The sequence below is a fragment of the Neisseria sp. HMSC064E01 genome (assembly GCF_001808875.1).
GTDB classification, from domain to species: Bacteria; Pseudomonadota; Gammaproteobacteria; order Burkholderiales; family Neisseriaceae; genus Neisseria; species Neisseria sicca_A.
On record NZ_KV794935.1, the window covers coordinates 74493 to 80992 of the forward strand.

The 6500-nt window shown below is 51.3% G+C and carries 3 protein-coding genes; 2 read left to right on the forward strand and 1 reads right to left on the reverse strand.

The annotated features are described in order from the left end of the window. Nucleotides 1–30 precede the first annotated feature (30 nt). Nucleotides 31–3357, reverse strand: a complete 3327-nt coding sequence (locus HMPREF2572_RS06620) for a DUF2339 domain-containing protein (RefSeq protein WP_210385295.1) — start codon at nt 3355–3357, stop codon at nt 31–33. A 608-nt stretch (nt 3358–3965) separates the two neighbouring features. Between HMPREF2572_RS06620 and HMPREF2572_RS06625 the strand changes: the two genes are divergently transcribed. Together HMPREF2572_RS06625 and HMPREF2572_RS06630 are read left to right on the forward strand one after the other, a co-directional pair. Further along, nucleotides 3966–5420 carry an efflux transporter outer membrane subunit gene (locus HMPREF2572_RS06625; protein WP_070497095.1) on the forward strand — a complete coding sequence of 485 codons (1455 nt, stop codon included), beginning with the start codon at nt 3966–3968 and terminating at the stop codon, nt 5418–5420. A gap of 263 nt (nt 5421–5683) precedes the next feature. Further along, the gene (locus HMPREF2572_RS06630; protein ID WP_070497098.1) at nt 5684–6364 is read left to right on the forward strand and encodes a hypothetical protein; all 681 of its coding nucleotides are present in this window, start codon (nt 5684–5686) and stop codon (nt 6362–6364) included. Nucleotides 6365–6500: the final 136 nt, after the last annotated feature.

The following is a 6500-nucleotide window of genomic DNA, read 5'->3' on the forward strand; positions in this document are numbered from 1 at the left end:
TTCAGACGACCTTTGCTTTGGGGGGCTGGACTATGCTTTGTCCTCTTCGCTTTCCACTGCTTTGGGCGGAACGGGCGCGAACCAGCCGACCAGAAGTAGCAGCACGCCGACGATGATGAAGGAGGCGATACGGGCGATGCCGCCGCTGTTGGAAAGCTCGATGAGGAAGAGCTTGACGACGACAATCGCCATCAACGCCGCACCGGTTATCCAGAAGGGGCGCAGTTTGTGGCGGTTGCCGTACACCATCAGGATGATGGCGGTAACTGCCCACACGACGGAGAGGCTGGCTTGCAGGCCGAAGGATTGGAGCATGATGTCGAGGCGCCAAGTGATGCCGTCGTAGAAGTGCCACAGGCGCATCACGCCCGCGCTGATGACCATGAATGCAAGGGCGGCGACGCCGGGCGCGTTCACGCGGCGGTATTCTGCAGGCAGGGCTTCGGGCAGGGACTTCAGGGCAAACCACAGCATTCCGGCGCAGGCGAGCTCCAGCGGGTTAAGCAGCGGGATATACGGCAACGGCGCGGGTTGGAACGGAGTGGAGAAGTTCGTCCATATCATCCAACTTGCGGCGGCAAGGGCGGCTATCGGCAGGGCGAAATGCTGATAGGCGGCTTGATGTCGTCTGAAAAAGCCGCGCTGCCGCTGCGTATGGAGGACGACCCACATGATCAGCGGTACGGCAAGCCACGAGAGCTGCGACCAAACGCCGTCGAGACGATAGCCTACATACATTCCTGCCCAAAGCGACCAAAGGATGCCGATCAGGATGATGTTGAGTTTGTGCAAGCCGATAGGCGCATTAGTTTGGCGGTTATTCAGGATGACGAAGTTCAACACGATGGCGGCGGCAAGCGGCAGGGCTGCGGCGGCTGTCCATAGGTGTTCGAGGTGATAGCCGATGAAGTGCAGGGCAAATAGGGGCAGGAATGCCAAGGTCGTCTGAAAAAGCTCTTTCCAGTTCAAACGGTTGGCAAGCAACAGCAAGGTGGTGAATATCGGCAATGCCCAAAGCTCGATGAACAGGGTTTCTTCGCCCGTCCATTGGGTATAGGTGGCGAAGCCGCCCAACATCAGGGCGATAACGAGGATAGCCCAGCCTGCAATCTGCGAGAACGGGAGGGTTTGGTCTTGTTTGTCTTGGTTTTCAGATGCTTCGGTTTGGACGCGCGGATATTGCAGCATGTAGGCAGCGGCAAACAGCAGCGGCGCGGCGGCAAAGAGGTGCCAGTGTGTCAAAAAGCCGTAGGGTTCATCATTAATCGAGGCTTGGAAGATCAGAATAAAGATTGCATTGCCCAAGGCGAATGTGCTGAACACGTCCGACTTGCCCTTGCCTCGACAGAACGCCCAAGCTGCGACCAAAGCAGAGAGAACGATGATGCTGCCGCGTTCTGCGAAAAACAGTAAAGGCAGGATGGATGTGTAGAGCAGGGCGGCGCAGAGGGTTGCGTTTTGAAGCGTGTGTTCCCAGTGTGCCGAGCCTTTACGGCGGTAGAGATGCCATTGCAGGTAAATTGCCGCGCCGCCGAACAGGGTCAGCAGGGTGGTGAACCATTGACCGTGCAGGATGGTGGATTCTCCCTCCTGATAACCGCTCAGTTGGGTCAGCGCCGCCAGCAGATAAACGACGAGCGCACCCAAACGCATATGCGGACGCTGTTGGCGTAGTCCGAAGAAATACACGAGCGCGGATTCTACCGTCCACAGGATGACGGTGTTGCCGCGTTCAAAGTGAAGCGGAACGGCGAGCGTGAGGAAAAGCAGCGACAGGGCAACAAACGCCTGACGCAGGATATACAAACCCTGTTGCCGTTTCAGCATCAGCGCGGCAAGTCCGTAAACGGCGGCGAAGCCCAGCGCGGAGAATGCGTCCGCAGACGGCCAGTGTTCCACCATGCGGTATTGCAGTCCGAACGCCGCCGCCATCGTGCCGAACAATAAAGTATGGTCGAGGACGTGGACGCGCAGGCCGTGGGAGCAGAGGCTGTTCCAAATTTCTTCCAGCGTCGCATTGTCGGCAACGGGCGCGAGCGTGTCTTCGCGGCTTTCCGTCAGCTTGCGGCGGGCAAACAGATAGGCGATGAAGGTGTAAAGCAGCCAGTGGTAAATCAGGAAAGGCTCGGTGGTGGCGAAATGCTGCGGCGTATAGCTTTGCATGCCCCACAACGCGGCGATGGAGAAAGTTCCGGCGAAACCCGTCAGGTTCAGCGGCCGCCATGCCTTAAACCAAGCAATCGCCGCTACGCCGGCATTGAGCAGGGAAAGGTAGGAAAATAGCACCAAATAATTGCCGCTACCGTCCGATACCAGGATGGGCGCCGCCAGACCGCCGACCAAGGCGACCTGCGCCATAATCTGCGCGTTTTGCCTGATTGCCAGCAACGCCATTAATACGACCATCGCCACCATCAGCACAAACACGATCGGCGCGGGCAGCAGCGGATGCAGTTTCAACGCCGCCAAAGAGGTCAGATACATCACCGCCACGCCGAAGCCCTGCAATACCAAGCCGTATTCGCGCTTACGGCTTTGCAGCTTCCAGCCGCCGATAACCGCCGCCAAACCCGCGCCTGCCACGGTCAGATAACGCATTTCCACCGGCACATAAATCCGTTCGGAGGCATAGCGCAAGAGGAACGCCAAGCCGAGGAACAGCACCACGATACCGGTTTTCAGCAGCGGATTACCGCGCAGGAACCAAGCAACAATGGGATTTTCGGAGAATTTGAAATCGAAACCTTCTTCTTTATGGATAACGGTTTCACGAGATTCGGTGTCGATGTTTTCTGAGGTATTTTCAGACGACATCGGCACTTCGTTTTCAGACGACGTTTGCAGGACAGGCGCGTCTTGTTTGCGTTCGTCTTCTTGAATAGCGGAAACTTGGGCAGGTGTTTCTACGCTGTCTGCGTACAGAGCAGGTTCGGGCTGCACGGAAGGTTCGGCGGAAACAGGGGGAACAGGTGTAGAAAAAGAGGGCGCGGTAACCGGTTCGATGTGCGGCTCGACGGACGCATTGTCCGCAGTTGCAACAGGTTCAACCTTCTCATGAAGCGGCGCAGGGGTCGTCTGAATATCGTCGGCATGTTCGGACAAAACAGCACGCAGTTTCCGCGCCTGCCCGACTTCTGCTTTATCATGAACGGTTTCATGTTCCAAAGCCGTCAAACGCAGCTTCAGCAATTCGATTTCTTTTTCCAGATTTTGCAGTTTCGCATCATGTTCTTCTTGACGCGGTTTGCCGAGTTCCCGCGCAAACAACCATAAAATAGAGCCGAAAATGACGCCGACGGTCATTTCGTCAAGAAAATAGCCAATGAGGATGGGGATGAGTAGGCAGAAATACTGCATAAAACACCTGTCCGATAACAGTAAAAAATATGCCAATTGTAGCATTCTTGTCATGAGAAGGATGTATAGAAGGCGTAACGGTAGGAAAAGCTGTTGTGTGGTAAGCAACATTGTATTTGCAGAATTAATTTACGGTACAAGGTCGTCTGAAAAGCGAAATTGGATTTCAGACGACCTTGTCGATGGGTTTCGTCCTGCTGTTTATCATGAATATAGGCTTTATATCGTGAAACCGGGCGCAAGTCCTGTGAACTTGCCATGCTTGATACGGACTATTTATTATAGGAATTGAACTTAAAATAGGGTGCGGTACGGTTTGTTTATCTATTAAGTCTCAAGGCTTTTTTATTCCCATATTTTTCAAAAGAAAATCTAATGCCTTATTAACCCAATCATTTTTGGATTTCCCGCCAATTTTGCCCCCCTCTCCCCGTGGGAGAGGGTTAGGGAGAGGGTAGTAAGCCGCAGGCTTACATTCAGGTTTCGCAAAAAATCTTCTGAGAGGTCGTCTGAAAGGTTGTCCGGTCAAGAGGCTGCACACTCTGAAAACGAGCGGAGCAAATTTTGCCAAAACGGAACGCTAAAACCTTTTCAAAAAGGAAAATACGATGAAATTCAATCAAATCCATTTACTGTGTGTTGCCGCAGTTTTAGCTATCGCTGCCTGTAAAAACACAGAAGTTCCGTTAAACAGTCAGGTTGAATTGCCCGAAACGTTTACGCAGGATGCGGCTGCGAAGGGCGATGCGGACATCGGGGCGTGGTGGCAGCAGTGGAACGATCCGGTGTTAAGCGGATTAATCGCTCAGGGTTTGGCGCAGGGGTATGATGTGAAAATCGCCGTCAGCCGTCTGAACGAAGCCCGTGCCGTAGCAGGAATGGCGCGTGCCGATTTAGGTCCGACCGTCGGGCTGAGCGGCAAGGCGATGGCGAATTACAGCCAAATGGATAACCCGCTCAACAGCAATGCCAGGGAGTTGCTTTCGCGTTATCCGCAGACTTCGTCCTTAAACGACGATACTATCGATTCTCAAAGTACCACCCTGTACGGCGGGCTGACCGCTTCGTGGGAGCCGGATATTTTCGGCAAGAAACGCAGCGATGCCGATGCCGCCCGTTATGCCGCGCTCGGACAACAAGAGTTGGCGTATGGCGCGCAAATGCTGGTGGCGGGCGATATTGCCGACAATTATTTCAAAGCGCGTGCGGCACAAGGTCGTCTGAAAACCGCTGACCAAACCGTTGCCACCTTGCGGCGTATGGTGCGTTACATCGAAGGTCGGTTTAAGGCGGGACATGTCAGCGGCTATGAAATGAACGAGGCGAAAGTGCAACTGACCGCAGCGGAAGCCAAACGCGCCACGATAGCAGCGGAATACGCCGCTTATGTGCGCAGTATCGCCGTGTTGACCGGCAACGTGCCGCAAACGTTTACTTTGCCCGAATCGTTTGTCAATGCGTTGGCGCACCAACCCTCCGCACCAAGCGGGCAAACGCCGCAAGGTTTGCTGGAACGCCGCCCCGACCTGCGCGCACAGGCGGCGCAAGTTAATGCCTACGCCGCCAAATTCGCCAGTGCCAAAGCCGATTTGCTGCCGCGCTTCACCATCAGCTTTATGGGACAGGGCGGACGCATCGGTGTGGACGGCGACCGTTCGCTGACCGGTTGGGCAAGTTTGCTGTCGGTGGGCATACAGACGCCGCTGTTCACCAACGGCCGCATCAAAGCCAATATCAAAGCCGCCGACGCGCGCCTGCAGACGGCATTGCTGGAATACGACAAACGGCTCCTGACTGCGCTGGGGGAAGTGGACAGCGCATATCAAGGCGTGAAATCGTTAAGCCGTCAAACCGAACTGCTGCAAACAGCCCATAATCAGGCAGCACGCCACGCGTCCGATACAGAAAAAATGTTCCGCAACGGCTACAAAACGCTGGATGTCGCCCTCAAAGCCCATATCGCCGAAGAACAAATGCAGGAAAACCTGATTGCAGCGCGGCTTGCAAGGGCGCAGATGCTGGTGTCGCTGTATAAGGCATTGGGCGGCGGTTGGTCGAAGTAAAGAAGTAAAAAGGTCGTCTGAAATTTTTCAGACGACCTGAGTTTATTAAAAATAAATTGAAAATTTCTGATATCGGTATAGATAAGGTTACCGATTAAAAAGTTTTAGTGGGTATCGGACCAAATTTGTGTGTAAGGAAGTGCTGATGAATCGATGTGAGCTGTATTTAGTTAGCGATATAAGGGATTTTTAGAAATGAATGAAAAAAGTAGAATGTCTATTTTGCCAAATCAATATCTGGGAAAATTTACTTAGGATTTTCAATGATGAAATTTTATTATCTGACTATTAGTCACAACATCCCTTGCGGGGTTGGTTTTTACAACAATTATCTACTGCCAGAGGAGTTGCTCCCCTCCTTCCAACTGAACGATTTTAAAGTGGAATATGGTTCTCTTCCTTGGTATGCTGGGATAACACGGAAGCGTAAAAAAATTATACTTCCTGATAATCTTATTTTGGTCTCTAATTTAAGGGAATATGACTATCCAGTACGTAGCTTATCTGAATACACTTATATCATTACTGAAGAATTTATGCGGTGTTTGGATGGAATGAAGACAAATATTTTACAAATAAAGCCTGTAAAATATATGAACGGAAAAACAAGAAATATCATATCAAATCGAGCTTATTATGCGATGACAACAGATAAGTTAGAACTAGAAGATGTTGTAAACCTAAAAGAATGCGAATATGAGCAGGTTTATGGAGTTGATGAATTACTCAAAATGAGCATTTTGGAGAATTGTGATTACGATTTATTTGATATTAAACATGAGACTAAATGTTCTTTGATTGTTTCAGAAAAATTTCGACAAAAGGCGAATGATTTGAAATTGGAGTATTTGGAATTTCTGCCTGTTGGGTTGACTAAGTTAATTACAACCAAAGAATGGACGGCTACGGAGATAAATTCTTTGCCTAGATATACTCCTGTCTAATAAATTTTGTATGTATTTTTTGATACTCAAAAAAAGGCTGTAAAAAGGTCGTCTGAAACCAAATTTCTAGGTTTTAGACGACCTTTTGTGCAATTAATAGCGATTGAGACCTTTGCAAAAAAAGCCCTTCCCTCGA

Coding starts and splice junctions, on each gene's coding strand:
- HMPREF2572_RS06620 (WP_210385295.1), bottom strand. CDS start 3,357: ATGCAGTATTTCTGCCTACTCATCCCCATCCTCATTGGCTATTTTCTT.
- HMPREF2572_RS06625 (WP_070497095.1), top strand. CDS start 3,966: ATGAAATTCAATCAAATCCATTTACTGTGTGTTGCCGCAGTTTTAGCT.
- HMPREF2572_RS06630 (WP_070497098.1), top strand. CDS start 5,684: ATGATGAAATTTTATTATCTGACTATTAGTCACAACATCCCTTGCGGG.